Raw genomic sequence first — 21,570 nt, forward strand, 5'->3', positions numbered from 1 at the left:
GCAGCGGCCCCTCATGGAACCAAGCGATGCTGGCGTTCCCTCTCGGATTGGGGCGCAATTTAGGGGTCCAATCGCGGCGGTTCAACCATAACCGTCGCTTCTCACAGATATTTGGCACGGCAGCCCGGCACCGCGTCCGCCACTGCAGATGGATTCCCTATCGCGAGCAACCGATGTAGGCTAGCGCTGCTATGGGGGACGACAGCGACGAGGCCACAGGGACCGATCATGCCGGGTGGCGCGCACGCGTCCTCCAAGTACCCGCCAAAGAGACTCTTTTTCTCGAGGGCGACTCCGCGCGGCTCCTCTACGAGGTCGTGTCGGGCGTAGGAAAAATCTACAAAATGCTGCCCGATGGGCGATCCATTATTACCGGATTTGCCTATCCTGGGAGTTTGCTCGGTATCGCTCGCTCAGGCTTCTATTTCTACAATGTCGACGCCGTCACCGACCTGAACTTAAATGCCTACTCCAAGGTCGCGATCGAAGCTCGTCTTAGGGAAGATCCCGACTACCTGCGGCATCTTTTTGAGGAGACGAACGACGAGCTCGCACAGGCGCAGGAACGCATCGTGCTCCTGGGTCAGCAAACACCCGTTGAAAAGGTGGCGGCATTTCTTCAGCGTGTCCGAGTTTGGCAACGTGAGGACCGGCAGATTCACCTGCCCATGACCCGGCACGACATCGCCGACTATCTTGGCCTCACCACGGAGACGGTGAGCCGGACGCTCACCCAATTCCGCGATCAGAACATCGTTCGCTCGATCAACCAGCACGACATCGAAATACTCGACTTGCCCAAACTAACCGGGCTAACGGCAACCTAGGCGGCAGCGGCAGGGATGTGCAGGGTGACGGCTTCGTCCAGCGCGTGCCAATCCTCGTCCCCTGGCCCGCCATCCATATACATGAGAAGACCGAAGGTCGCGGGCCGGTCCAGGCTGGTAAGCGGAAAGTGCCAAGTTCCTGCGTTGTAGTTGATGCCCGCGTTCCCTGGGACAACGAAGGCCCGTAGCGTATCGAGATCCGGCGGGCCGCTAGCGCCCTGAGGCAGCGCCACAATAACGAGGTAGCGGTCGCAATCGAGCGGCAGAAACGCCTGGGACGACAGCGGATGCCGCTCCATCTTGGCAACTCGGATTGGCAGCTTTGCAGGCGGCATTGCCCGCACCACGCCAAGATTCACCGGCAGTTCCGGGCGGCTGTTGGTCAAGCGCGCCGCGTAATCGGTTCGGTTGGTCGGCCCGGGATCGACCAGAACTTGGCCGTAGACTTCGAACGCCGCCGGATCGAGGGGTTCAGCAACGAGGTCACGCATCGCGATTTCCCTTATGTGCGTTCGATCAGTTCGATCCATTCGCCCGCCGACCCGACGATTGTCGCGGCGCGGCGTTGGCGATAGAGCGGTCCCTGGCGCTGAATAACGTCGCCGCGGAAGGGCAACGTCACTTTGTCGAGCGAGTCCACCTCCAGGGAGAGAATAGCAATACCGGGTGGGATTTCACCCGGCCGGACCTCGCGGTGCTTTGCTTCCTTCGGGAAATTATCCAACTCCAAGGTCGCCTTGTCGGCCAGTCTGATGGTGGACAGGCGATGCTTGGTTTCGATGTCGAGACCGAACGCTACGTTCAAGCCGGTGACGCGCATGTCGTGTATGTCACCGAGCGTGACTTCGAAGTTGTCGCTATAGAATTTACGGCTACCCTCGAAGTTGTCGCTGCCCAGTATCGTGATGAAGAGGTGATCGACCAGCGTTTTGGCCTTCGGCAAGTAGCCGGTCTCGGGCGCTTCGTTAATCTGGGTGAGGTAAACCATCTCTTTTGCCACGGCCAGCGTTTGCATCGCGCGGATCGATCCGGATGGATAGAGATCGCGCGGCATACCAATAATCTTGAAGGGAGAGCCTTCAAGCTTGGCGGGCATCGCGTTGACGTCGGTGGTCAATATTTCCAACGCGTTCCAGCCAAAGGTCGTGAACGGCGCGTAGGATCCGAGCGCCTTGCCTTCGACAAATCGGAGTATTGCCCCGTTGCCCGATTCGCTCCGAATCGACACGACGCGCCGCCCCGCCATGGCCGGTGCACCCCAACTCGCGGCGATATCTTCGGGCACGGTCCCCTCGAGGACCTGCTTGTATCCCAGGTAGTCGACGTACGCAGCGGCGGCAGCGGCCGGATTGGGCGCCATCACGGTGGCGGCAGCGAACGGTCCGAGAACTGGTTTCGTCATGGCATCGTCCTTTTTAACTGGTCCCTGGCCGACAACGGCGCCACGTCTGGAACGCGGTGGCGGCGCCGACCGCCATTTGTACGGTGTCTTCGTTGACCATCACCATGCGTACTTCTTTTCCGGCGTCGGGTTCTCCGGGCGGCACGGTATAGATGAAGCCGTGTCGGTCATAGAGGCCCTCGATTCGGTTGCCACCGGGGGTATGGATCCGCGGCCCCTCGATCGCCAGGGTCCGGCCTTGGACCGAACACCACTCGCCGTCGATGGCGTCGGCCCAGGCCGTCCCGGCGACGAACGCACCCAAAAGAACGACAGTGACAAGCAACCCGCGCATGGCATTCCTCCTGCGTGTATGACGTAAGCATAGGGGCGCCGGCGCCCGGGCGCCACGGGCTTGCTGGTTCCCGTGCGGCGCTGGGCATGGCAAACTTGGGACTGAAGGAGACCGCTATGTCGGATATCGTCGCGCCAAACGGCAGCCCACTCAGCGTCGCAGTCCTCGGGACCGGCGACATCGACGCTTCACTCCGACTCTACCGCGACATGATCGGACTAGATGTCGTGGACTGGCGCACTTGGTCCGGGCCGGATCTTGAACGCCACTGGCAACTCCCCTCCGGCGCGCAGGCCGAGGCCGTGTTCCTCCAAGCCGGTGCCTCGGAGGTCGGCCGCATCTTGCTCCTGGACTGCGCAGCGCCCGAAAGGAAAGTTGTGCGGGCCGGGAAAGAAAACTGGCATTACGGGCTATCCAACCTGAATTTCTACACCGCCGACATTCACGGCGCCGCGAAGACGTTTGCCGCGGCGGGGTTCGAGTTCTGGAGCGAACCGAAGGCGCACCCCATGACACCGGAGGTCGGCACGCCGATCGAAGTCGTTTTCGAGGGGCCCGACGGCGTCCTGATCAACCTGGTCGAGCTCGCGACGACCGACCCCAAAACCCGGATCGGTCAGATGCGCGCCTACGTCGAAAAACACGGACGCACCAAGACCGGTTTCACACCCGTCGTCACGACCAACCACGTTTTGCAGTCCCGCGAACGCGGTAAGGAATTCTACGAGGAGGTCCTGTCGATGCGGCCCTTGATCGACGAGGAACTCGCAAGCCCGGAAGCCCGGCACTTTCTGCGCCTGGGCGAGAACCGGATTTGGACCCTGTTCATGCAGGGCAACCACATGTTCGGCAAGATCGCGACCTCGACGCCGATCGATTTCACGCCACCCAACACGACGCCCCGCGCGGTGCCGCCTAACCTGGGCTATCTCGCTCAGACCTTCGTCGTGGCGGACTTCAGCGCGGCGATGGCCAAATGCGAGGCGCTGAACGTCGAGACGTTTTCGCCGGAGATGGATATCGACCTGCCGGGGTTCGGGCGTCGGCGCACCGCCGTCGTACGCAATCCGGGCTCCGGCGCGCTCCAGGAATTGGTGGCTGCGGCCTAGGCTGCCTTCTGCGCACCCATCGCCCACCACCGGCCGCCGTTCGGCGTCGGGAGGTATTTTTCCCAAACGTCCTTAGTGCGAAAACCGCCTTTCTTCATCGGGTCGATCACGTCCATGTCGTGAAAAGTGCCCCAGAACGGTTCGGCGTTGTAGTGGGTGCTCCAGTCCCGGTACGACTGGAAATACAGGTCGTCCACGTCGCGGTGACGTAACGCCACTTCGAGATGCGCCATGACGCCGCCCGGCGACAACAGGCGGTGACATTCGCGGCACATGTTGTACATCGCTTTGAACGACATCTCGTGAAGCAACGTCCCGGAAACGATCAAATCGAAATAACCGTCGGGATAGTCGGTGCTCTCACCATTTTGAGTCGCAAAGTGGACCGGTACGCCCTGCATTTCGGCGCGTGCATGAGCGTAGCGCATCAACCCCGGGCCGATGTCAATGCCATGGACTTCAGCGTCGGGAAAAAACGCTTTCGCCGCTAGCGTGCTGCCGCCGGTGTTGCAGCCGATATCGAGAATGCGTCGGGGGTTCAGAGCCGGATAGGTCGCCCGTAGGTCTTCAAATAGGTGCTGAATGGACTTGTTGCCCTTCGCGACTACGCCCTGCCCACGCGCATAAATCCGGCCCGCGCCCTCGCAAAAGGCACCGGCTGTTACGTCGTCGTCGGAAAGGTTCAGATCATACCCGCCTGGTTGGCCATGAATATGAACGTCGGCGACATATCTTGGCGCGGCGAAATCCGGCACGACCCGAAGGCTCCCCTTCGCATGGGCTTTTGGCTTCGCCGATGCCCGGAGGTCTGAGTCGAGCCGGTGGACTTCCTCGCCAATGGCATCCCACATCATTTCCTGAGAGGTCGACCAGAGCGATGCCCAGGACTGCCAAACCGGCTCCTTCACCATCGCCTTGCGGATCTCGTGGCGATCCTTGGGGGGTCGGCCCAATTCTTTGCGCAGCTTTGGAGCCGCGTTCGCTTCGTAGACGCCGCGTAGCGACGGCCCAAGCCCAGTGTTGATATGGAGCTTCAGCGCCAGGACGAAGGCTTCCCGCGAAGCTTCGTCGTGAACAATATCGAGGTCCAAAAATCCGGTCATGTCGCCTCACAGGGTCAAGAGTCAGCCGACTATACCGAACCCGTCAGGGCGATGTCAGGCGCCGTGTTACCAAACGCCCCCGAGCGACGCCACGGTGGCAACCTTCACGCGCAAAACGCCATCATGACCGAGTCGAAACAGGGCGTTCGACGGCAAACCGCGGTCAGCAGATTGAACTGTAGCCTGCCGGTGGGTCAAAACGAGGGTATCCTCCTCCTCGGTCACGTGAAGCTGCATGAAACATGCTTCGGGGATCTCAGTATGATGAACCACCACTAGAACCAGTTGCTCGTCCCTAAACCCGAGGGCGCGGAGCATGAAGTACTTTGCCAACGCGAAGTCTTCACTATCGCCGGCTCGATTGTTCATCAGTTCGGTCGGCGTCGCCCAATAGTCCCGCACACCGTATGTCTCGATGTCCGGCGCATAGGGAATGGCATTGACCAATTCGTTTACCAGCAGAACTTGTTCGCGGCGCGGCACACCGCTCAGTCCTTCAAGGTAGCCTCGTAAGCGCGGCGGCAAGCAAGCGTTCCCACTGAGAGCGGCACACGCAACGTCCTGCCCTTGATGGCGTTGCGCAGTTGCGTCCCAACGCTCGATCATCATGCGAACCGGTGCGACGAATGAGTCTTTGGCGGCGACCGACCGCTGTGGAAGTCCAGCGATCGATGCAGCACATAGAGTCACTGCAAGAACAGTCCGCCACATCGTCGGTCTACTTCACGCAAATCGTTAGCCGAACGGTCTCCCTAGCACTGAGGTCCTGGGACCTCAGCAGGAGATCCGTTTGACCCATCTCGACCGATTTCACCTCTCTGACATATTCCAAAGTCGCCTGGTTGCGCCCTGATTGCGGCGACACGATGCTCGCAACGATCTCGTAGTGCGGCGCCTCGCGAATATGAGCCACAGGTACTACGACACTACCATCCTGGAGTGTCAGAACGTTTCCGTCGCCACGGTCAACCGGCGCAAGACCGACAAAACCTGACATTGTCAGGGCCGAGGCTTCGGCCACCGGCCCAGCCTCGACCGAACTACCAATACCTAACAAACTCACAGCGATTCCCGCGATCATCCACAACCGAATACGGGCTCTTACGCGTTTACTCATTTGCTTTCCCCTTTGTACGTTAGAAAGCATAGGGGCGCCGCGTAACGCCAGTCGGTCGCCAGTGTCTAAATTGGTAACTACTCTGTAAATTGGACCTAAGATCGATGAACCACACAATATTGGTGATCGACGATGATGACGCGGTTCGACTAACCCTCGAACGCTTCCTGACTCACCATGGTTTCGAGCCGGTTCTTGCTGCCGACGGAGAGGCAGGATTAACGCGTCTCGGCAATGAAAAAGTCGACCTCGTAATTCTCGACCTCAATCTTCCCGGCATGGATGGACTGGACATTGCTCGCGAAATACGGTCGCGCGGCGACACACCAATCATCATGCTGACGGGACGCGCTGACGAGATCGACCGCATCGTGGGATTGGAGATCGGCGCCGACGACTATCTCACCAAACCGTTCAACGCACGCGAACTCGTGGCCCGCATTCGAGCTGTACTGAAACGTTCGGCCGCTTCTGCGCCCGAACCCCTGTCGTCGACGGCGACCGGGCCGACGACAGGGTTCGGGCCTTGGCGAATTGATCACGACCGGCGTACGATTCACCATACTGACGGGCGCGTCGAACGACTAACCTACGGCGAATACGATCTCTTGTTGGTGTTCCTACAACATCCGAATCGCCTCCTGACGCGGGACCAACTCTTAGATTTGTCTCGTAATCGCGAACTGGAGTCCTTCGACCGTAGCGTCGACATCCAAGTCAGCCGCCTGCGTAAAAAGATTGAAGACGACGTGAAGGCCCCCCTCTTCATCGTCACCGTTCGCGGTGCCGGTTACCGATTTTCCACCCAACAGGGGGACTAGCGTTACGCAGGCGTTACACCGACCGGAACCAGCGACACCTGCCCGTTACCGGCGGGCCCTAATGTCCGGTTAGGTATTCGTTACACAACCACCGGGGGTCGGCATGAAAGGAATCGTTTTTTCCGAGTTTCTGGAGATGGTCGAAGACCGGTTTTCCCCCGAGGTTGCAGATCGCATCCTATCTAAGTCTGACCTTAAACAAGCGGACGGGTCATACACGCGGGTCGGCACATACCACCACAGCGATCTCGTCTCTCTGGTGGTATCCCTCAGCCAAGAGTCCGGCATTGACGCTCCGGGCCTCGTCAAAGCCTTTGGGCAATACCTCTTCGGCCGGTTTGTCGAAGAGTACCCTTCCCAATTCGAGGGTATCGCAAGCGCGACGGATTTTCTGAAACGCGTCCATGACTACGTTCATGTCGACGTCAAAAAACTCTACCCCGATGCGGAGCTACCTGCATTCGCATGGGAAAACGGCGAGGATCGTCCATTTACACTGATCTACACCTCCAGTCGCCCGTTCGCGGACCTTGCCGAGGGACTCATCCAAGGCTGCATCGATCATTATGGCGAGAGCTACGCCATCGAACGGGAAGACCTCAACCCGGAAGGAAGCGAGGCACGTTTCTCGCTCGTCCCAGCCGACGCTGCATGACGGACGCCGCCCTCTACGAGCGACGACTCGACCGGGAGCGGGCGGCACGGAAGGCGGCCGAACGACTGCTGGAGGAAAAGTCCCTCGAGGTTTACCAGGCCAACCAAAAACTGAAGCACTCCCTCGAACGCACCGAACGGCGCGAGGCGCTCATCAAGAGCGTATTGGACAACGTGATTGACGGGGTCATCACTTTGGATCGACAGGGAAATATCCGCGTGTTCAGCCAATCTGCAACTCGGATATTCGGTATATCTGCCCGCGACGTAGCGGGACAATCGATCACTACTTTGATACCCGCATTTGACCTCCGGCAAACGAATTCCTTGTTTGCAGGACTGGTCTTGCGAAACGAATTCAACGAACTCTCGCTCGGCGGCTTCGAGACCATCGGGGTCCGGGCGGACGGCGAGGAATTTGCCTTAGAAGCAGCCGTTACCCAGTTCGACTTCGCCGATACCCGCACCGTTGTTCTTTCCGTCCGCGACATCACCCGGCAGAAACAGGAACTGGCCGAACGGCAAAATCTCGAAGGCCAACTCCGGCATCTTCAAAAAATGGAATCGCTCGGCACACTGGCAGGCGGCGTCGCCCATGAATTCAACAACATGCTCGTCCCTATAATCACCCTCACCGAGATGAGCCGAGACGACCTCGACGCGGAGTCGCAGGCACATGAAAACCTCGGCCATGTCCTCGACGCTGCGGGACGTGCTCGGAGTCTGATAGCAAAGGTTCTGAGTTTCAGCCGGAAAAAAGACACCACAATAGAACCGGTCTCTATTGAAGATGTCTTTGGGGACGCCGGCAGTCTGCTCAACTCCACGCTGCCGGCGACCACAACGCTAGAATTCAAGAAAAGCCAACTCGCCCTAAGCGTTCTCGGCGACCGGACCGAACTCGGCCAGATCGTTCTGAATCTCGTGGGCAACGCCAGTGCCGCGCTTGAGGGGAGCGAAGGAACGGTACGCGTCGGCGCCGAAGTCGTGGATGTTAAGATCGGCTCCCGGTACTATCGCCAAGGTGCCAAATCCGGTCGCTACGTTCGACTGGCGGTCGCCGATACAGGCTGCGGCATGGACGGACAAACGATCGCCCGGATATTCGACCCTTTCTTTACAACAAAGGCAGTGGGCCAAGGAACCGGCCTCGGCCTTTCTGTCGTCCACGCTATTGTGGAGCGATCGAAAGGACTCATCGATGTTTCAAGCACGGTCGGCCAAGGCACCGAGATCGTTGTGCTCCTCCCCGCACTCGATCAAGAGGACGAATCCGAGCGGCTGATGTCCGCGTAGCACGGTGAGGTAGAGCATGGCCCGCATTTTGGTAATCGACGACGAAGAACTGGTCCGGCTAACCATTCGCCAAGCGCTCAAGAAGGTGGGTCACGAGATCGTCGAGGCCGACAACGGAATTGTGGGCCTCACGCTTTTTGAAGAAGGCGGCTTTGATCTCGTCTTTTGCGACATCATCATGCCCAAAAAAGAGGGCATCCAGACCATCATGGATATCCGCAAGATCGACCGCGATGTTCCGATCGTCGCGATGTCCGGCGGCGGGCGTACCAAGAATACTGACTTCCTCGACGCCGCGTCGTCCCTAGGCGCCAACCGGACAATGCCAAAACCCTTCGATCGAGCGCAGCTGCTCGCCATCACCGCCTCGTTCGTGCCCAACGCAGCGTAACGCCTGCGTAACGGTAAATCGAAAACCCGACATCGACCGGTTACCGGCCTGCCGAAGAATGGATCCGTAAAGGAGAAGCCCCATGGCAGACATCAATTCGAGCGCCGAACAAACCACCGAATTTCTCCCCATGTGGAACACGGCGGAGAAGATTGTCACAGGCTACATTTGCACCCCTAAGAACGACGAACCCGTCAGCTTTCGCAATGACATGAATGCGATGATCAGTGCGTTAACCGCACTGGAGCGCTCCAACAGCTCTCCGTCTCCTCCTCTCATCGCGACCCCAGTTCATTTGGCCAGCTTGAAGTCGGGAGGCAACCTCGCGCAGTTCGAACGCTTAGGCGGACAGTTCAACGCAAAGATCCACGAACGCCTTGTCGTCGAAATCGTCTTGGGCGAGGGCTCCACTTCCGTGTCGGAGGTTCGCGACGTCGTCGACATTGTCCGACAGACCTGCCGTACGGTGCTGTTGCGGGCGCCGATCGACTATTCGCGTATTGGCGAGCTATCGGGCATCAAAGCCTATGCTGTAGGTACGCGCTTGGACCGCGAACGGTATCCAGACTATTTCGGTTTGCTCGAACGCTTCGTCGAGCAAACCGAAAACGCGGGCCTCCTATCCTACGCACTGGGACTCGACACCCTCCCGGCGCTCACCGCCGCAATCTGCGCTGGGTTCGGTCACGTCGATGGACCCGCAATTCCGCAAATCGGCGCGCATGAAGCGACCTACCCCCTCTCGGTACCAGACCTTTATGCGAACACGGATCGTCATGCCACTTCTTCGCTTCCGGTGGCCCACCAGCGCCAGGTAGTTGCGGTCGACATGCGCTAGCCTGCGCAGGGCGCCGGGCTGAGGCCTAATCGACCAGAAACCTCGGCGCGCCACCAAACGGCATGCGTCTCGGACATGGAACCAACTTAGAACGTTCTCACCAATTCGACGGCTTTGACCCAGGGCCTCTGACGAAGGAGCTGGCAGGCACGCCAAGACAGTAGTCTTTGATCTATCGCGCCATGACGGGGCCGATACCCTTCTTCTTTCTGCATTTCTGACCCATTATGTCGCCTGCAAAGAGCGCGACCATTGCGCTGTCACTAACGGACCTGGGAGTAGAAATGGACGAAAGCGCGATCTACAAGAAACAAGGCATGGGCAACGCGCTAGGGTTCGGCAAAAAAGCCGCGCTCGTTGTGGTCGATTTCGTCAACGGATTTGCAGACCCTGAGGTTTTTGGCGGGGGCAATATTCTCGACGCCATCGAAGCGACCAAGGGCTTGCTCGAGGCTGCCCGGCGCAACAATGTGCCGATCGCGTTCACGAGGATTATCTACCAAAAGGACGGGAGCAACGCCGGCGTCTTCGCCGAGAAGGCGCCCAAACTAAAAACCCTCACGATCGACAATCCGCTCAGCCAAGTTGTCCCTGAGTTGGAGCCGCGCGACGGCGAATACATCGTCGACAAGACCGAGGCATCCTCCTTCCACGGCACCGGTTTAGGCGCTTGGTTGACCTATCACCGTGTCGACACACTGATAGTGACCGGTGCAACGACCAGCGGTTGCGTCCGCGCCACGGTCGTCGACGCGTGCGCCCACAACTACCGCCCCATCGTCCCGCGCGACTGCGTTGGGGACCGCGCGATCGGACCGCACGACGCGAGCTTGTTCGACATGGGTCAAAAATACGCCGATGTCATCGCCAGCAACGAGGTCATCGCGGAACTCGAACGGCTCGGCAAGCAAGGCTAGGAAGCACTGGTGTCGCCCTTCGTCGTCGGCCACGCGAAGGGGGAGCATTGGCGCGCGGCAAGCCGCGAAGCGACGCGCCAACTCGGAAAACTTCCGACCGACGCTAACGTCGGGTTCGTCTATGTCTCGCAGGAAGCGGGCGCAAACCTCACCGATATCGTGCGTAATCTCCGGTTCGAGACGGGCATCCAGGATTGGATCGGCGCCGTCGGCATAGGGGTCTGTGGCGACACGAACGAGTATTTTGGCGTACCGGCGGTCGTCCTTCTCGTCGGCAGCTTTGGCCCTGCCACATTCAAACTTTTCAACACTGAAACGAGCGATCCCGCCGATTGGAGCGCGCCGGGTGCCAGCGAAGCCTTGGGTGGCGGTTTTGCCATTGTGCACGGCGACCCGGGCAATCGAGACATTCTGAGACTCCTTCCATTTTTTGCGGAAGCGAGCGGCGCGTTCCTGGCCGGCGGGTTAACCGCGCCCGACGTTCGCCCAGGACAAGTCGCGGGTGACCTAAATGAAGACGGACTCTCCGGCATTCTGTTCTCGCCCGAGGTCGCCGTGGCCACCGCCGTATCGCAAGGCTGTGTCCTGTCGGGGCCGACGCGCCACATCACCGAATGCGTCCGCAACGTGGCCGTCATGATCGACGACCGCCCCGCCCTGGAGATGCTGTATGCCGACGCCGGGGGCACCTACCGCGGCAACCTGAGAGCAGCAGCAGGGAAGGTCTTTGTGGCGTTTCCCGTTGAGGGTTCCGACCAAGGCGACTATGTCGTACGTAACATTGTCGGCGCAGATGAAGCGCAGGGCGTCATCGGGATCGGTGCACCCCTGGCACCCGGCCAGCCCATCGTCTTTTGCAGACGCGACGCGGACGCCGCGCGCCAAGACCTACGTGATCGACTGGTCAAGCTCAAAGCCCGACTACGCGGTACGCCGCGCGGTGCGGTTTACAGTTCCTGCGTCGCGCGCGGACCACACCTCTTCGAACCCGACGAGGAGGTGGCAATAATCCAAAAAGAACTTGGCAACATACCGTTAGTCGGTTTCTTCGGATCGGGCGAGATTTCAAACGACCGTCTCTACACCCAAACCGGAGTCTTGAGCGTCTTTGTTTGACTGGGGTTGCCTGGCTTTAGCTCAAGACGCCTCCGCGTTTGCCGAGCTCGTCACAAACCGGGCGGCTTCCCGGATGACGTTCACCCCGGCACCGGGCCTCGTCGCATTTTCCGCTAAGTAGCGGCGCCATGACCGCGCACCCGGGACGCCCTGGAACAGCCCGATCAAGTGACGCGCCATCGTGTTCAAACGCACGCCGTTTTCCAATTCGCGCGCGACGTAGGGCAAAAATGACTCGATCGCCGCCGCGACGTCGGTGGCTCCACCTGGGCCCTCGAACAACACGTCATCGACGTCCGCCAAAAGGGACATGTTTTGATAGGCGGCGCGGCCCATCATGACCCCGTCCACCCGGCCCAAATGCGCGCGGCTTTCGTCCAATGTCACAATCCCGCCATTGATAATCACTTCGAGCGTCGGGCGATCTTCTTTGAGCCGGTAGACATAGTCGTACTTCAACGGCGGTATTTCACGATTTTCCTTGGGGCTGAGCCCGCTCAGGATCGCCTTGCGGGCGTGAACCACAAAGGTCTCACAGCCGCCGTCCTGGGCGACCCGGTCGACGAAGTCGCGAAACACTTCATAGTCGTCTTGATCGTCGATACCAATCCGGCATTTCACGGTAACCGGCAGCGCAACGCGATCGCGCATGGCTCGGACACAGTCCGCGACGAGCGCAGGTTCGGCCATGAGGCAGGCGCCGAATCGAGCGTTCTGCACACGGTCGCTCGGACACCCGACGTTGAGATTGATCTCGACGTATCCGAATGCTGCACCGATTTCAGCGCAGTCCGCCAGGGCGGCAGGATCGCTGCCGCCCAACTGAAGCGCGACGGGGTGCTCCGACGGATCGAAGGCAAGGTGCCGCTGGCGGTCACCGAAAACGATCGCGCCGGTCGTCACCATTTCGGTGTAAAGCAGCGTGCTGCGCGACAACAAGCGCATGAATGCGCGGCAATGACGGTCGGTCCGCTCCATCATCGGCGCGACCGAAAAGGTGCGATCCACCGGCACTACGGCGTTCCTCCGGAGGTCCCCAGCGACATACCCCCCGCGTTCCGGTTCGCTTCTTTCACGATGTCGGCGAACCTGCTTCACAACCCCACCATCTCCTTGCTCATGTCCCATAGTCGATCTTGGGCTGCTCGATCGTAACTGATCTCGTTCGACCGTACCGCCCGGCAGGCGTCAAAGTAGAGCGCCGTTTGCCCCTCAACCTCCGGCGAGCTTGCGAGATAGACACTCGTTTCCGCACCTTGCGCAATCGATATGGCATTGCCAAAGCGCATCGCCAGCGCAACCCCGGTGCGTGCAAAGAACCCATTGTTGCGGCCGAATTGGGATCGCACAAAGCCCGGATGCAGGCAGTTCACGGTAACCCCGGTGCCTTCCAACCGGCGGGCCAACCCATAGGTGAACATCACGTTGGCCAACTTCGATCGCGCATAGGCCTTCCATGCACCGAAGCCGCGCTTCAGTTCGAGGTCGTCGAAATCCAGAACGGCACGGCGGTGGGCGATCGAGGCCACGTTGACAACGCGCGCAGTGCCACTGGCGGTGAGTACGTCCGTCAGCTCATGGGTCAGCAAGAAATAGTTCAAATGGTTCAGAGCGAACGTCATCTCAATCCCGTCGGCGCTCTCTTCGCGACGAAAGAGAATTGCGCCGGCATTATTGACCAGCACGTCGAGACGCTCGGTCCGCGCCTTGACCTCGGCCGCGAGGCTGCGTATGTGCGCCTGCACCGACAAGTCGGCCTGCAAGAACTCGACGGTCGCGTTACCGGTTTGGCGAACGATGTCGGCAACCGCCGCGGCACCCTTCTCCGCATTGCGTCCAACGATCAGGACGCGCGCGCCTTGCGCAGCGATTCGAAGCGCGGTTTCCTTGCCGATCCCATCGGTCGCGCCTGTCACCAACACCGTCTTGTTCTTCATCGGTCCTGACCCTTCGATGCACTGAGCCTGCGGTGTAGCTGATTCGCCTCGGCAACATCCGCGCTCTCTTCGCCTCCGACAGAGCCAAGAACAACACGGAGGCGGTCGTAAACATCGGCACCACGTTCTTGCCCGTCCAGTAGGTGCGTCAGTCGTGTAATGGCCTGCAACTCCTCACCGGTGGCGCCACGCGTCGCGGCGAGCGTGGCGCTGCTATATAATCGTTCTCGGCCGCCGCGTCATCGCCCAACGCGCGGTGGGCATTGCCCTGCACAGTGAGGGCGATCGGGCGAAACTGAGTCTGCGGACCCGTATCGATCCGCGTCAGCGCTTCCCCAATCAGAACTAAGGCATCGGCGGCCCGTAGTAGCGCGCCGATTCCGCGAAGAGTCCCCGTCCGAGTACCCCGGGTTCGGTGTCCGCCCTAAGAAACTTCTTTCGGTGCCCAAGGCTGAGCCCGAGTTCCCGAAGATCGTCGTTATTGAGTTCTGCCGCGACGTCGAGATCGACATCGTTCTCTGCAAAAACGTCGGCGTACTGCCCCAGGCCGATCGCGACCAGCCAGTCCTTTGTTGTGGGTAACTCTGTCATTGCGGATCTGCGATCTTTCGCGCCGCTTCGGATGGGCCGAAACCTATCACAACCCCGCGCGAAACCGCAGGCGAGCTTCTGCGGCGAGGTCGTGGGTGGTTTGGCGAAGCTGGCCGGGTCGCGGCGCATCTCGCAAGGTTGTGAACCAATGCGTTGGCGGCGCACGCCCAGCCGCCCGCGCCCAGGTCAACGAACGCAGGAAGTTCTCGGCTGCGCCATCGAGTGTGTCGGGGATCACGTGGCCGTTCAGAATCCCCCATATGCCGGTCCAGCACCGCGCCACGCTCCAGGGATTATAGCCACCCCCACCAACCACAAGACAGCGCGGCACCATCGGAACGACGGCACGAACCACTTCCCAAATCGCGTTGTTCGACAGGTCGAGTTTGGAAAGGGGATCTTCGGCGAGTGCATCCGCCCCGGTTTGCAAGAATAGGACTTGGGGTTGAAAACGCTCGATGACCGGGATGACGACCTCATCGTGGAGATACGCCATTTCCGTGTCATTGAAGCCCGGCGCGACCGGCAGGTTCAGCGCCGATCCACCCGCGGTGTCATGGGCCGGGCCGGTATTAGGCCAGCGCCCGGCTTCGTGAATCGAAACGGTTAGTATCCGCGGATCGCCGTGGAACGCATCTTGGACACCGTCGCAGTGGTGCGCATCGATGTCGAGGTAAAGCACGCGCTCGAAGCCCCGTTCAAGGAATGCCAATAGGCCGATCGCCGGATCGTTCAAATAGCAAAACCCGCTCGCGTGACCTGGCCTGCCATGGTGGGTTCCCCCTGCGGGGCTATAGACGACCCCCTCCTCCGCCGCGAGCAACTCGACCGCTGTCAGAGTTGCGCCACACGCGGTCGCCGGTCGGCTGAAGATTTCGCGGAAAATGGGGTTACCGTTCAGTCCGATATTGTAGCGGCGTCGTTCATCGAGCGAGAGCGTCTCGCCCCGCTCCGCTCGAACGAGCGCATCGACATAGTCGGGGCGATGGAAGACTTGGAGCTCTTCCCGCGTTGCAACCCGACTCTCAATATAGCGCGCCTCGTCCATCCACCCCAACGCTCGGCACAAATCCATGACCGCCGACACCCGGGGGATCGCCAATGGATGCCTGTCGCCGTATCGCGACCTGCGATAGATCTCATTTCCGATGAAGATCGGTGCGCGGGTCATCGCGGTTCTCCGGCGCAGAGACCCCGCAGAGTCAAGAATGGAACCACCACGCGCATAGGCACATTTACTCTCCAAGGCCGATTCTTCCGGCAAAGCGCCGATTCGCAACTTCGATGTCGCGAATTGGCATCGGTGCCTTTTTCGCTCACACGATTCGTGCCATAACCGCGGCAATACAGGAACGCCGTGGAGAAAAACATGCCGACGCCAGACGAAGTTCGCAAAGCGCTAGAAGTCATTTTCGCTGCCGATTCGGAGATATATCAGTCACGTGGCTTCCAACGCCGCATCGGGTACGGCAAGCGTCCGGCGCTGATCCATATCGACCTGGCAAACGGATGGACCCGTCCGGGCAATCCGTTTTCGTGCGACGGTATGGACGTCATCATACCGGCCGTCCAGCGCCTGAACGAAGCGGCACGCAAGAAACGGGTCCCGATCGTCTACACAACGACCGCCTACAACGTGACCGATTCGGTCAACACCGATATGGGCCTGTGGCATTTGAAGATTCCCACGGAAGTACTCAACCTCTCCAAAAAGGAAGACGTCGCCATCGACGACCGCATCGCACCGGCGCCAGGCGACCAAGTCATCGTCAAGAAACGGGCGAGCGGCTTTCACGGGACATATCTGTCGAGCTTCCTCAAAGCGAACGGCATCGACACGGTTATTATCACCGGTGTCACCATGGCAGGATGCGTGCGCCATACGACGGAAGACGCCATCGCCGAGGGCTTCCGCCCGATCGTCGTGCGCGAGGCCGTTGGCGACCGCGTCCCGGGCGTTGTCGAATGGAATCTTTTCGATATCGATTCGAAGTTCGGTGACGTCGAGTCCGTCGACGATGTTGTCAAGTATCTCGAGGGAATCGAACCCTATCCGATCCCCAACGCCTAGGGGTGGGCCCGGGCGCTCGACTGGTAGAGAGACCAAACGAGCGCGGCGCCCAAACCAAAGGTCGCTTCATCTTTGAAAAGCGGGCTGTCGGCATTCTCGGCGCCGCCGTGAAATTCCGCGCGAAACGCCATCAATACGTTCAGCCGGTCGCCGAGCGATTTAACCAACGACAGTTGGGTCTGTGCCCCGAGATAGCCCGCCTTGGCATCGAAGGCGGGCCTACCGGCAGCAACGAACCGCGGCTCGACTTCGTAGAAATAGTCCATGAGGTCTTCGCTCGCGAAGGTCACTCCTGCCGATACTTTCACTTCCAGATCTTGCTGAAGAAAATTCTCGTGCTGGTAGGCGATCTCAGGTTCGAATACGTAGCCCCGCCCATCGAGCCGAGAAAAGTCGGTCGAGAAGACAGCACGAACCGGTAGTTCGATATCGATTTTGGCGGAATGGGCGGCTCTAGCGACGGTCCATTGAACCCTAGGCCCTATCTCGCCCATCCAATCGAGATCCGGCATGCCGCGGCGAGCTGTGTTCTTGTCTGAATCCGACGAGAATGCCCCGTCGAGACTGAGATCGAATTCGAAGCGGTCGGTCTTGACCAACCGGCTGCGAAGCAGACCCTTCTCGTCGCTCCGCAGAATCTTGCCGCGGTACGCCACAAAGGGCAGAACCAGACCCTTGAGATGGCTCTGACCGGCTGCGGGATAGTCCGGCAGGTACGCGCCACCAAGCGCCACACCAGCCTCGAAAAGCGGCTTGGGAGGCTTCGGCGGTGCCGCCCGGGTTAGGTCGTGCCACTCTTTCCCCGCATACGCCGTGGGGGAAATGAGACACAAAGCGAGCGCCGCAGCAATGAAGAGCCCACCGTTCCAATACGACCGGTCCATCGGGCTAACGACCGGCAACATCGAGAAGATGAGTCCGCTTTTTTAGGAACCGCAACGACAGAAAGGCGACCGATGCCGCCGCCAAACCGATCAACCAGTCGGAGTCTTGGGTGAACCAAGTCCGGAGCGTCTCGCCGCGCAAGACCGTATCGGAGAGGAATTCTACAACCACGAAATAGGCGAACAAAAGGTAGGCCGTCCCGTATTCGCGGCGCAACGTGGTGCGCCAGGAGAACGGCATGTCGGGCCGCTGCCAACGCAACAGGGCGGGAAAAAACGCGGGCGTCGTTTGAGCCCACTGTTCGTAAGTCCGGCCGAACTTATTTTGCAGGAACGCCTCCTCCGTCATCATGATGCGCTCGTAATAGACTGCGAAGGCGAACGCACCGATCAACGGAAACCACCAGACTTTGAGCGCGACAAGGAAGCCAAGAAAGATCAAGAAATTGGCGAGGTAAAGAGGGTGGCGCACTATCGAGTAGAGCCCCGTGGTATTTAGTTGATTGGCGCGCTGGAGACGGGTGTTCCGCCCCGACGTCCCCGCCGGAGCAAAACCGACGGTCACGGCACGTACGAGCAGGCCGATCACCGAAATCGCGATAGATACGAACTCCCACGAATCGTCGATTCGCTCACCGAGCTGCCCGACATAGTCCCGCGCACCGTAAACGGCTGCAATCGCGAACGGGGCTATGATCAGCGGGAGAAAGCTCCGCCAACGGAATAGCCACGCACCTTGCTTTTCGAAGGCCTCTTTCAACATTGCGCCACTTTCTTGACCGCGTCAGGAGCGCCCTAAGCTGCGCCCAGCTTAGGGCGACCGCAATCGAAATCATCAGTGCCGCGACGATTTGCCCGCGTCCGCGAGCCGCGCCAAAATGTCCGAGAATGACCCGGCAGTACCTCCGTTCTTTCGACGGCAACGCCCGCTGCGGGAACACCCTTTGAAGGAAACCCCATGACCGTCACCATCTATCACAATCCTCGGTGTAGCAAATCCCGCCAGACCCTCGCGCTCCTCGAAGAACGGGGGATCAATCCGCATGTCGTCGAATACCTAAAGACACCGCCAAGCGCCGCCGATCTAAAGGACATCCTCGCCAAGCTTGGGATGGCGCCGCGCGACCTGATGCGCAAGAAGGAACCGCCCTACATCGCCCTCGGATTGGCGGACTCTAACAAGACGTCCGCTGCCTTGATCGCGGCCATGGTCGACAACCCGGTTTTGATCGAACGGCCTATCGTGTTGGCCGGGGGAAAGGCCGCCATCGGCCGACCGCCAGAGGACGTCTTAAAAATCCTTTAGCACGACGGCGGGGCGCTCGCGGCTCCTATCCCCACTCGACACCCGGCAGGGCACGGAGCCGATCTTCGGAATCGGTGCGATTGCGATACGGTTCCGGATTGGCACGTCCGACACCCGATTTTGCACCGGCTTTTTCCGAGTCGGCAACGATTGCCGCCGCGCTATCCTTCGGTAACACGACGACACCGTCGATGTCGCCCAGAACGATATCGCCGGGATTCACGATGACCCCACCACAGGCGACCGGGCAGTTCAGCCAACCCGGGCGGTCCTGTCCGGTGGTGATCGGTGCAGTCCCCCGCGCGAAGACCGGAATGCCTTCGCGGTCGATCAACAAATCCGCGGTCAGCGCCATCCCGTCCAGGACGATCCCGACGCACCCGGCCTCCTTCGCCGCGCCGGCCATCGACGCGCCCCAGCACGCAACATCGGTGCGCCCGCCGCCATCGACGACAAGAACATCACCGGGCCGCACGTACTTTGCCGCAACGTAGCCCATCAACAGGTCTTCGCTGAACTCAGGACGAACCGTGAACGCCGGGCCGCACACCCGCCATTTGCGGAAGAGCGGCTTGATTGCGGTGTCCACGATCTGCCGCGGACCGGCAAAACCACCCGTCACCGCAACGAACGTCTGCGAGACCCGTCTGACAAGATCGGCCGGTGGGCGTTCGAAATCGGTTACTACGCGATAGGTCATGGTGTCCTCCCTCGGCCCGATCATACATCAAGCAGCCGTTCGCATAGACGCGGTCGCTTGCCGTGTTAGGATCGCGCGAATCACCGAGGGTCCCAGGCTTTGCCGCAAGGAAACGTCGCGCCACCGCTTCTGGAAGTCGAACGCCTGCGCGTCGAATTTCCTACCCGGCGCGGCGTCTTGACCGCCGTGGACGACATTTCCTTCACCATCGGTATCGGTGAAATTCTCGGCGTTGTCGGCGAGTCCGGTGCGGGAAAATCGATGACCGGCTACGCGACGATCGGCTTGCTCGAACCGCCGGGCCGGATCGCCGGGGGCACCATTAAGTTATCGGGACGGCGCATCGACAATTTGCCACCGGAGGAAATGCGCCGCGTCCGTGGTCGGCAAATCGGCGCGATCTTCCAAGACCCGCTCACCAGCCTCAATCCGCTCCTGCGCATCAGCGACCAATTGATCGAGACTATTCGAACGCACCTCGATCTGACCGAACGACAAGCTCGGGCGCGGGCTTTGGAACTCCTCGAAGAGGTTGGGATTCCCGCGGCAAAGGAGCGGATCGACCAGTATCCGCACCAGTTCTCAGGTGGGATGCGGCAGCGGATCGTGATTGCGCTCGCGCTGTGCGCGGGACCGCAACTAATCGTTGCGGACGAACCGACGACCGCTCTAGATGTCTCGATCCAGGCCCAAATTATCCGGTTGCTCAAGCGCCTGTGCCGCGATCACGGCACGTCCGTCATCTTGATCACCCACGACATGGGCGTGATTGCCGAAACCGCCGACCGCGTCGCGGTGATGTATGCCGGACGCATCGTCGAGGTCGGCCCCGTACGCGACGTGATCAAAACCGCCCGTCATCCCTATACCCGCGGCCTGATGGCGTCGATTCCCTCGATCACCAACCGCAACAAGGACCTCGCGCAGATTCCAGGCTCGATGCCCCGTCTATCGGAAATCCCGCCCGGTTGCGCCTTTAGTTCGCGGTGTAACGAATCCATGGATCGGTGCCGCAGCGAACGGCCGGAACTCCAGGCCGATGGCGCATCGGCAACGGCATGCTGGCTTTATGAGCAGGAACCTGCGGAAACAGTCCATGGCTGAAACCCTGTTCGGCGAGAGCCCCGGCGACACTCTCATCGAGGCGCGGAACCTCTCTCGGTTCTTCGATGTCTCCCCCCCGCTCCTCAACCGCATCGCCGAACGAAAACCGCGCCAAATCGTGCGCGCGGTCGATGGCGTCAGCTTCGCAATCAAGCGCGGTACAACCTTTTCGCTCGTCGGCGAATCCGGATGCGGCAAGTCCACCGTTGCACGCCTCATGGTCGGTCTGTACGAACCGACGGCGGGTTCGATCCTCTACGACGGTGTCAACCTGGCGGCCGTCACCCGACGCGATGCGCGGACCATCCAACGGCGCATGCAAATGGTTTTTCAGGATCCCTACGCGTCGCTCAATCCGCGGTGGCGCGTAGCCGACATTGTCGCCGAACCGATCCGTCATGCCCGATTGCTGAGCGGCGAGGCCGTACCTGCGCGGGTCGGCGATCTGTTACGGCAGGTCGGCCTCTCGGAAAAGGACGCTACAAAGTACCCGCACGAATTTTCCGGTGGTCAACGGCAGAGAATTTCGATTGCCCGCGCGCTGGCCGGAGATCCCCACTTCATCGTATGCGACGAACCGACATCGGCCCTCGATGTTTCGGTTCAAGCGCAGATACTCAACCTCATGCGCCGCTTGCAGCGCGACTTGAATTTGACCTACCTATTCATCTCCCACGACCTCGCGGTCGTCTACAATATTTCGACGGAAGTCGCGGTCATGTACCTCGGCAGAATTTGCGAACGCGCGCCGACCGACACGCTGTTCACCCGGCCACGCCACCCCTATACCCGGCTTCTTCTCGACACAATTCCGGACCTCGCGATGACCGGTGAAACGCGCGAACCGGTCGCGGGCGAAGTACCGAGCCCGATCAATCCGCCGAACGGGTGCGCCTTTCATCCCCGGTGCCCCTTCGCCAACGGTCGTTGCCACACGGAACGCCCCAACTTGATCCCGGCGGAAGACACTCTGGTCGCCTGTCATGCCGTCGAAGAGGGGCGCCTTCCGGCCTAAGTAGAGACCCGAGTCGATCACAAAGTTTGTGACATGG

At 60.2% G+C, this 21,570-nt stretch carries 26 protein-coding genes; 13 read left to right on the forward strand and 13 right to left on the reverse strand.

The window, feature by feature from the left end; all coding sequences use genetic code 11:
* Positions 1-191 precede the first annotated feature (191 nt).
* Positions 192-827, forward strand: a complete 636-nt coding sequence (locus tag RID42_14575) for a helix-turn-helix domain-containing protein (protein ID MEQ8248899.1) — start codon at positions 192-194, stop codon at positions 825-827.
* Here RID42_14575 and RID42_14580 read toward each other — a convergent pair.
* The 3 genes from RID42_14580 to RID42_14590 are packed head-to-tail and all read right to left on the reverse strand — an operon-like array spanning position 824 to position 2,563.
* Complete coding sequence (locus tag RID42_14580; GenBank protein MEQ8248900.1) at positions 824-1,318, reverse strand: ureidoglycolate lyase; 495 nt, start codon at positions 1,316-1,318, stop codon at positions 824-826. The two genes, RID42_14575 and RID42_14580, sit on opposite strands and share 4 nt — an antisense overlap.
* A gap of 11 nt (positions 1,319-1,329) precedes the next feature.
* The gene (locus RID42_14585) at positions 1,330-2,229 is read right to left on the reverse strand and encodes a hypothetical protein (GenBank protein MEQ8248901.1); all 900 of its coding nucleotides are present in this window, start codon (positions 2,227-2,229) and stop codon (positions 1,330-1,332) included.
* Positions 2,230-2,242: 13 nt separating this feature from the next.
* Positions 2,243-2,563, reverse strand: coding sequence for a hypothetical protein (locus tag RID42_14590; protein ID MEQ8248902.1), 321 nt, complete (start codon positions 2,561-2,563; stop codon positions 2,243-2,245).
* Between the two features lie 116 nt (positions 2,564-2,679).
* Between RID42_14590 and RID42_14595 the strand changes: the two genes are divergently transcribed.
* Positions 2,680-3,672 carry a VOC family protein gene (locus RID42_14595; protein ID MEQ8248903.1) on the forward strand — a complete coding sequence of 331 codons (993 nt, stop codon included), beginning with the start codon at positions 2,680-2,682 and terminating at the stop codon, positions 3,670-3,672.
* On the opposite strand, the gene RID42_14600 is transcribed toward RID42_14595, so the two are convergent.
* From RID42_14600 to RID42_14610, 3 genes are all read right to left on the reverse strand, one after another.
* Complete coding sequence (locus RID42_14600; protein MEQ8248904.1) at positions 3,669-4,775, reverse strand: class I SAM-dependent methyltransferase; 1,107 nt, start codon at positions 4,773-4,775, stop codon at positions 3,669-3,671. The two genes, RID42_14595 and RID42_14600, sit on opposite strands and share 4 nt — an antisense overlap.
* Positions 4,776-4,841: 66 nt before the next feature.
* A complete protein-coding gene (locus tag RID42_14605; GenBank protein ID MEQ8248905.1) occupies positions 4,842-5,486 on the reverse strand; it encodes a transglutaminase-like cysteine peptidase in 645 nt (214 codons plus the stop codon).
* Positions 5,487-5,493: 7 nt separating this feature from the next.
* Positions 5,494-5,892 (reverse strand): hypothetical protein, encoded by a 399-nt coding sequence (locus RID42_14610; GenBank protein ID MEQ8248906.1) that lies wholly within the window; start codon positions 5,890-5,892, stop codon positions 5,494-5,496.
* Between the two features lie 104 nt (positions 5,893-5,996).
* Between RID42_14610 and RID42_14615 the strand changes: the two genes are divergently transcribed.
* From RID42_14615 to RID42_14645, 7 genes are all read left to right on the forward strand, one after another.
* A complete protein-coding gene (locus RID42_14615; GenBank protein MEQ8248907.1) occupies positions 5,997-6,713 on the forward strand; it encodes a response regulator in 717 nt (238 codons plus the stop codon).
* Between the two features lie 103 nt (positions 6,714-6,816).
* Complete coding sequence (locus RID42_14620) at positions 6,817-7,368, forward strand: heme NO-binding domain-containing protein (GenBank protein ID MEQ8248908.1); 552 nt, start codon at positions 6,817-6,819, stop codon at positions 7,366-7,368.
* Entirely contained in the window at positions 7,365-8,663 is a 1,299-nt protein-coding gene (locus RID42_14625; GenBank protein ID MEQ8248909.1) for an ATP-binding protein, read from the forward strand. The genes RID42_14620 and RID42_14625 overlap by 4 nt, the downstream gene beginning before the upstream one ends.
* A 16-nt stretch (positions 8,664-8,679) precedes the next feature.
* Complete coding sequence (locus RID42_14630) at positions 8,680-9,054, forward strand: response regulator (protein ID MEQ8248910.1); 375 nt, start codon at positions 8,680-8,682, stop codon at positions 9,052-9,054.
* 82 nt (positions 9,055-9,136) lie between these two features.
* The gene (locus RID42_14635; protein MEQ8248911.1) at positions 9,137-9,892 is read left to right on the forward strand and encodes a hypothetical protein; all 756 of its coding nucleotides are present in this window, start codon (positions 9,137-9,139) and stop codon (positions 9,890-9,892) included.
* A 284-nt stretch (positions 9,893-10,176) separates the two neighbouring features.
* Complete coding sequence (locus tag RID42_14640; protein ID MEQ8248912.1) at positions 10,177-10,809, forward strand: isochorismatase family protein; 633 nt, start codon at positions 10,177-10,179, stop codon at positions 10,807-10,809.
* Positions 10,810-10,818: 9 nt separating this feature from the next.
* Complete coding sequence (locus RID42_14645; GenBank protein MEQ8248913.1) at positions 10,819-11,925, forward strand: FIST C-terminal domain-containing protein; 1,107 nt, start codon at positions 10,819-10,821, stop codon at positions 11,923-11,925.
* A 21-nt stretch (positions 11,926-11,946) separates the two neighbouring features.
* Here RID42_14645 and dusA read toward each other — a convergent pair whose 3' ends face one another.
* From dusA to RID42_14665, 4 genes are all read right to left on the reverse strand, one after another.
* Entirely contained in the window at positions 11,947-12,939 is a 993-nt protein-coding gene (gene dusA / locus RID42_14650; protein ID MEQ8248914.1) for a tRNA dihydrouridine(20/20a) synthase DusA, read from the reverse strand.
* Between the two features lie 80 nt (positions 12,940-13,019).
* The gene (locus RID42_14655) at positions 13,020-13,862 is read right to left on the reverse strand and encodes an SDR family oxidoreductase (GenBank protein MEQ8248915.1); all 843 of its coding nucleotides are present in this window, start codon (positions 13,860-13,862) and stop codon (positions 13,020-13,022) included.
* A 345-nt stretch (positions 13,863-14,207) separates the two neighbouring features.
* The gene (locus RID42_14660; protein MEQ8248916.1) at positions 14,208-14,453 is read right to left on the reverse strand and encodes an SAM domain-containing protein; all 246 of its coding nucleotides are present in this window, start codon (positions 14,451-14,453) and stop codon (positions 14,208-14,210) included.
* Between the two features lie 46 nt (positions 14,454-14,499).
* Positions 14,500-15,624 carry an acetoin utilization protein AcuC gene (locus RID42_14665; protein ID MEQ8248917.1) on the reverse strand — a complete coding sequence of 375 codons (1,125 nt, stop codon included), beginning with the start codon at positions 15,622-15,624 and terminating at the stop codon, positions 14,500-14,502.
* Between the two features lie 198 nt (positions 15,625-15,822).
* Between RID42_14665 and RID42_14670 the strand changes: the two genes are divergently transcribed.
* On the forward strand, positions 15,823-16,524 hold the full coding sequence (locus tag RID42_14670) for an isochorismatase family protein (protein MEQ8248918.1): 702 nt from the start codon (positions 15,823-15,825) through the stop codon (positions 16,522-16,524).
* Here the strand turns inward: RID42_14670 and RID42_14675 are convergent.
* Positions 16,521-17,429, reverse strand: coding sequence for a MipA/OmpV family protein (locus RID42_14675; protein ID MEQ8248919.1), 909 nt, complete (start codon positions 17,427-17,429; stop codon positions 16,521-16,523). The genes RID42_14670 and RID42_14675 overlap by 4 nt on opposite strands.
* The gene (locus tag RID42_14680; GenBank protein MEQ8248920.1) at positions 17,413-18,171 is read right to left on the reverse strand and encodes an isoprenylcysteine carboxylmethyltransferase family protein; all 759 of its coding nucleotides are present in this window, start codon (positions 18,169-18,171) and stop codon (positions 17,413-17,415) included. Before RID42_14680 ends, RID42_14675 begins: the two co-directional genes overlap by 17 nt.
* Positions 18,172-18,366: 195 nt before the next feature.
* Between RID42_14680 and arsC the strand changes: the two genes are divergently transcribed.
* Positions 18,367-18,714 carry an arsenate reductase (glutaredoxin) gene (arsC, locus tag RID42_14685; protein MEQ8248921.1) on the forward strand — a complete coding sequence of 116 codons (348 nt, stop codon included), beginning with the start codon at positions 18,367-18,369 and terminating at the stop codon, positions 18,712-18,714.
* Positions 18,715-18,739: 25 nt separating this feature from the next.
* On the opposite strand, the gene RID42_14690 is transcribed toward arsC, so the two are convergent.
* Complete coding sequence (locus RID42_14690) at positions 18,740-19,414, reverse strand: RraA family protein (GenBank protein ID MEQ8248922.1); 675 nt, start codon at positions 19,412-19,414, stop codon at positions 18,740-18,742.
* 99 nt (positions 19,415-19,513) lie between these two features.
* On the opposite strand from RID42_14690, the gene RID42_14695 reads away from it, so the two are divergent.
* Together RID42_14695 and RID42_14700 are read left to right on the forward strand one after the other, a co-directional pair.
* Positions 19,514-20,518, forward strand: coding sequence for an ABC transporter ATP-binding protein (locus RID42_14695; GenBank protein MEQ8248923.1), 1,005 nt, complete (start codon positions 19,514-19,516; stop codon positions 20,516-20,518).
* Positions 20,511-21,533: an ATP-binding cassette domain-containing protein gene (locus RID42_14700; protein MEQ8248924.1), complete on the forward strand. Its 1,023-nt coding sequence runs from the start codon at positions 20,511-20,513 to the stop codon at positions 21,531-21,533. Before RID42_14695 ends, RID42_14700 begins: the two co-directional genes overlap by 8 nt.
* Positions 21,534-21,570: the final 37 nt, after the last annotated feature.

Source organism: Alphaproteobacteria bacterium, assembly GCA_040216735.1.
In the GTDB taxonomy this organism is placed as follows: Bacteria; Pseudomonadota; Alphaproteobacteria; order SHVP01; family SHVP01; genus CALJDF01.

Excerpts from the sequence above, each read along its gene's own strand:
- RID42_14575 (MEQ8248899.1), top strand. The coding sequence starts at position 192 with ATGGGGGACGACAGCGACGAGGCCACAGGGACCGATCATGCCGGGTGG.
- RID42_14580 (MEQ8248900.1), bottom strand. The coding sequence starts at position 1,318 with ATGCGTGACCTCGTTGCTGAACCCCTCGATCCGGCGGCGTTCGAAGTC.
- RID42_14585 (MEQ8248901.1), bottom strand. The coding sequence starts at position 2,229 with ATGACGAAACCAGTTCTCGGACCGTTCGCTGCCGCCACCGTGATGGCG.
- RID42_14590 (MEQ8248902.1), bottom strand. The coding sequence starts at position 2,563 with ATGCGCGGGTTGCTTGTCACTGTCGTTCTTTTGGGTGCGTTCGTCGCC.
- RID42_14595 (MEQ8248903.1), top strand. The coding sequence starts at position 2,680 with ATGTCGGATATCGTCGCGCCAAACGGCAGCCCACTCAGCGTCGCAGTC.
- RID42_14600 (MEQ8248904.1), bottom strand. The coding sequence starts at position 4,775 with ATGACCGGATTTTTGGACCTCGATATTGTTCACGACGAAGCTTCGCGG.
- RID42_14605 (MEQ8248905.1), bottom strand. The coding sequence starts at position 5,486 with ATGTGGCGGACTGTTCTTGCAGTGACTCTATGTGCTGCATCGATCGCT.
- RID42_14610 (MEQ8248906.1), bottom strand. The coding sequence starts at position 5,892 with ATGAGTAAACGCGTAAGAGCCCGTATTCGGTTGTGGATGATCGCGGGA.
- RID42_14615 (MEQ8248907.1), top strand. The coding sequence starts at position 5,997 with ATGAACCACACAATATTGGTGATCGACGATGATGACGCGGTTCGACTA.
- RID42_14620 (MEQ8248908.1), top strand. The coding sequence starts at position 6,817 with ATGAAAGGAATCGTTTTTTCCGAGTTTCTGGAGATGGTCGAAGACCGG.
- RID42_14625 (MEQ8248909.1), top strand. The coding sequence starts at position 7,365 with ATGACGGACGCCGCCCTCTACGAGCGACGACTCGACCGGGAGCGGGCG.
- RID42_14630 (MEQ8248910.1), top strand. The coding sequence starts at position 8,680 with ATGGCCCGCATTTTGGTAATCGACGACGAAGAACTGGTCCGGCTAACC.
- RID42_14635 (MEQ8248911.1), top strand. The coding sequence starts at position 9,137 with ATGGCAGACATCAATTCGAGCGCCGAACAAACCACCGAATTTCTCCCC.
- RID42_14640 (MEQ8248912.1), top strand. The coding sequence starts at position 10,177 with ATGGACGAAAGCGCGATCTACAAGAAACAAGGCATGGGCAACGCGCTA.
- RID42_14655 (MEQ8248915.1), bottom strand. The coding sequence starts at position 13,862 with ATGAAGAACAAGACGGTGTTGGTGACAGGCGCGACCGATGGGATCGGC.
- RID42_14660 (MEQ8248916.1), bottom strand. The coding sequence starts at position 14,453 with ATGACAGAGTTACCCACAACAAAGGACTGGCTGGTCGCGATCGGCCTG.
- RID42_14665 (MEQ8248917.1), bottom strand. The coding sequence starts at position 15,624 with ATGACCCGCGCACCGATCTTCATCGGAAATGAGATCTATCGCAGGTCG.
- RID42_14670 (MEQ8248918.1), top strand. The coding sequence starts at position 15,823 with ATGCCGACGCCAGACGAAGTTCGCAAAGCGCTAGAAGTCATTTTCGCT.
- RID42_14675 (MEQ8248919.1), bottom strand. The coding sequence starts at position 17,429 with ATGTTGCCGGTCGTTAGCCCGATGGACCGGTCGTATTGGAACGGTGGG.
- RID42_14680 (MEQ8248920.1), bottom strand. The coding sequence starts at position 18,171 with ATGTTGAAAGAGGCCTTCGAAAAGCAAGGTGCGTGGCTATTCCGTTGG.
- arsC (MEQ8248921.1), top strand. The coding sequence starts at position 18,367 with ATGACCGTCACCATCTATCACAATCCTCGGTGTAGCAAATCCCGCCAG.
- RID42_14690 (MEQ8248922.1), bottom strand. The coding sequence starts at position 19,414 with ATGACCTATCGCGTAGTAACCGATTTCGAACGCCCACCGGCCGATCTT.
- RID42_14700 (MEQ8248924.1), top strand. The coding sequence starts at position 20,511 with ATGGCTGAAACCCTGTTCGGCGAGAGCCCCGGCGACACTCTCATCGAG.